Raw genomic sequence first — 3,068 nt, forward strand, 5'->3', positions numbered from 1 at the left:
ATAACGGTAAAAGGCCAGTCGTCTTTGCCGTAGTAGTCAATAAGCCATTCTATAACTTCGTAATTTGTGCAAACCACGTTAGCGTCTGACTCCAGCGCCGCGATGCGTCGCTTCTCAGAACCAGTTGCATCTACTACACTCAGACACGGGAAGTTCCATTTCTCTTGTTCTGCGGGCCACGTACCTGACGCAACGCGCAACGGGGCGAGGATTAACACTCGGTCGTCGTCATTAAGTTGCCCATTACGGAACAGTCGGTTGAGGACCCACATTGTCGAGCTTGTGTTGTGCGTTACGGTGAAGTCACCTAATAGAAACCGGTGGTCACCGTCGATGGTGAAGCCGTAATAATCATCTACACCGACCGGGGTTATAGATTCTATCCCGACGTTAAGTACGTTTTTATTAATATTACGCTTCGGTAAATTCTGGTGGCGGCCGCGCACGAAAGGCACCTCAGAAAAATCGCCTGATACCGATACGCGGAAGTAATCCCCCCAAACATCAGTGTTTGCGCAACGCTTACGAGTTTTCTTCTTGTAAGCGGCGAAACCAAGAGAACGGCATAGATAGCAAAAATCATCAGCGAGTCGCTCGCTTACCGAAATCCAGTCAAAACCTGCTTTAGACAAATCACAATAACCGTCACTATCAAGAAGCCCCGCCAGCAATTCTAAACGTTGTTGCCGGTCGCCGCATTTGTAATTATGCGGTATATGCTTATGGTTCAGGACCCCCGCCGACCTCAGCGCGTTCGTAAGCCCGTGCTTCCTGTTGCCTGTATTGCCGTAAGATATGCTCCATGTAAGCCCTTCTTTTCGTATTTGCATCCCATTACGTGCTGCGTACGATTCAAGATACTCCCTTATTTCCTTTTCGTTTTCCCCTGATGTTATGGCCCCAGACGACGAAGTGCCGTCGCCCAGCCATAACCCCATAAGGTACGGTGGCAATAAAGCCTCGTCCTGCTCTTTCCTTGTAAAATCGACAGGTACCCGCCAACCCTTAAGATACCCATTAGGCCCGGTTACATATTTCGGCAACTTAAGCCAGTCGCGGACGCTTATGTCGAAAACGGTATTATCTGGCCATGAACCTTTTGCTATCCCTGTAGTAGTTCGCAGGGATAGTATGTGGCTTTCGTTGACAGTATAAGACTCTCCTTTTCGCGGTTTAACCTCATACATCATCTCCCGGCCTCTACCGAGAGAAAGTACATTTCTCGGCGTTGAATCCGGGCCCATAAGAACGTCACCGACTATAACGTCTTCTACTTTCTTGGTTGTGCCGTCAAACATAATAACTTCAGTCCCGCGTTTCAGGCACTTGCCGCCGCCCATACCGCACCAGATATTGCAACGTGGGTGCTGTAGCATAAACGACGTCATTATTTTCTGATATTCCCTGCGCCTAAACTTACTCATGCCTTGAACTCCCCGAAGTATATTTCTGCGGCTCTTTGGTATACGCGCGACGCTTCTTCTATAGTGTCAAAATAGCCAAGGTGGATGTATCTGTTATTGACGCCTATTCTGGCGCGCCACCTGCCAGATGGTATTTGGTAAACCCCTATCGCGCCGCTGGTGTTATGCGAGGTGCAGTCGCGGTTCTGAATCTGTTGGCTCCTTGTTGCGGGCCTTATATTATTTATGGCGTTATTGGCCCTGTTACGGTCTTTATGGTCAAGCTCACCATTGTGATATTCCCCGTAGACGAAAGCCCATGCCAGATGGTGGGCTTTTATTCTTACACCGGAGACTGTAATAACTATGTATCCTTTGTCGTTTGGCCCTCCGGCTACCTCCCCAGCATTTCTCCCTTTTATGCTTACTTTTCGTGTGAATATACCTGTTTCGGGGTCATAGTTAAGAAGACGTTTCGCCTCCTCAATATCGGGTCTTCTAGTGAATTTACTCATTTCATTTCGCCACCAGAACTAACTCTTTACGCCCGAACGCCGTAACGTTACCAGTTACATCTTCGATAACCAGTTTACCGTTTGACTCAACAAATACTGTATCTACGGCAACAGGGCTACGTGTCCTAACGTTGAAAATCATGTCACCCGGTACGATGTCACGTGCTGGTTTGCGGTCATATTCGTATTTCATTTCTCAATTCCTTATTTGTGTTTGGTGTGAACTAAATATAATAGTGTTCTATTAATTTATCAACCTGTTTCTTCGACCCGACAACAAAAACATTTGCACCTCGCTTACGCATCCTCTCGTGCTCCCGTAACTGGTGCGGGTCTGGCTTCGTGCTTTCGTCTTTCTTCACCTCAACGAACCAGATGACACCACCGGGGAGAATTACCAGTAGGTCAGGCGCTCCCACTCTATTTTCGTACGACAATTTGCGTACGAGGCCCCCCAGGGCCTCGAATCGCTCTTTTGCGTATTTCTGAATATTGCCCTCAGGAGTACTCATCTATGCACCCCTCACGTTTCGTATGCTCAATGCCGCAGCGCGGACAGATTCGGCAGTCTTCTTCCCGGAAATAATAAATAATAAGTTTACTTAGCATACCGTTTTAACTCCGCACCTTCCGCTACAAGAGGAAAACCATCAGCCCACTCCGGCAATGCACACATTAGTTTTTCCAGTTCAGCTACCGTGTAATAAGGTGTATCCGGGGTCTCGCATACCAGTTCATCATGAACCGAAAGAACTATAGGGTACCCGCCAGCCTCAACATTAAGCATTGCGTAGGCCAATAAGTCACGACAAAACGCCTGAACGATGTTCTCACAAGCCTTTCCGCCGTGTGTGTACAGGGTAGTCCACTGCCGTGTTAACTGGTTCTCGCCCTGGTACTTAATTCTTACATTGGTGTTTACCCGCCCGTCTTCGTCGGTTTCCTTTGTCACGCTGACGCCTATTCCTGGATATGATAGGATTCGCCCCGACGGCAGCTCCATGCATAGCCACCATCCTGGGATGTTTCTACCGGATGAATCAGTTTCTACTGTTCTCCAGATACGGATAGCTCTTTCACCATTCCGGCGCAAGTGTGCCCCAGCCCAAAATTCACGACCAGGATTACGAACAGCAGCTAAAATTCCGTC

4 protein-coding genes are annotated in these 3,068 nt (G+C 48.3%); all 4 read right to left on the bottom strand.

Going from position 1 to position 3,068, the window contains the following annotated elements:
* Positions 1-1,376, bottom strand: a 1,376-nt coding sequence (locus H9Y05_RS16075) for a Hint domain-containing homing endonuclease (protein ID WP_317170312.1), incomplete at its 3' end; no start/stop codon positions are given.
* 44 nt (positions 1,377-1,420) lie between these two features.
* Complete coding sequence (locus tag H9Y05_RS16080; protein WP_216714887.1) at positions 1,421-1,918, bottom strand: HNH endonuclease; 498 nt, start codon at positions 1,916-1,918, stop codon at positions 1,421-1,423.
* 1 nt (position 1,919) lies between these two features.
* Positions 1,920-2,111 (bottom strand): hypothetical protein, encoded by a 192-nt coding sequence (locus H9Y05_RS16085; protein WP_216714888.1) that lies wholly within the window; start codon positions 2,109-2,111, stop codon positions 1,920-1,922.
* A 405-nt stretch (positions 2,112-2,516) separates the two neighbouring features.
* The coding region (locus H9Y05_RS16090) for a DNA polymerase family A protein (protein ID WP_262890186.1) at positions 2,517-3,068 on the bottom strand (552 nt) is incomplete at its 5' end.

Source organism: Taishania pollutisoli (assembly GCF_014518315.1).
GTDB classification, from domain to species: Bacteria; Bacteroidota; Bacteroidia; order Flavobacteriales_D; family Crocinitomicaceae; genus Taishania; species Taishania pollutisoli.

Bases quoted from the DNA above. Each gene is read 5' to 3' on its own strand.
- H9Y05_RS16085 (WP_216714888.1), bottom strand. From the start codon at position 2,111: ATGAAATACGAATATGACCGCAAACCAGCACGTGACATCGTACCGGGT.
- H9Y05_RS16080 (WP_216714887.1), bottom strand. From the start codon at position 1,918: ATGAGTAAATTCACTAGAAGACCCGATATTGAGGAGGCGAAACGTCTT.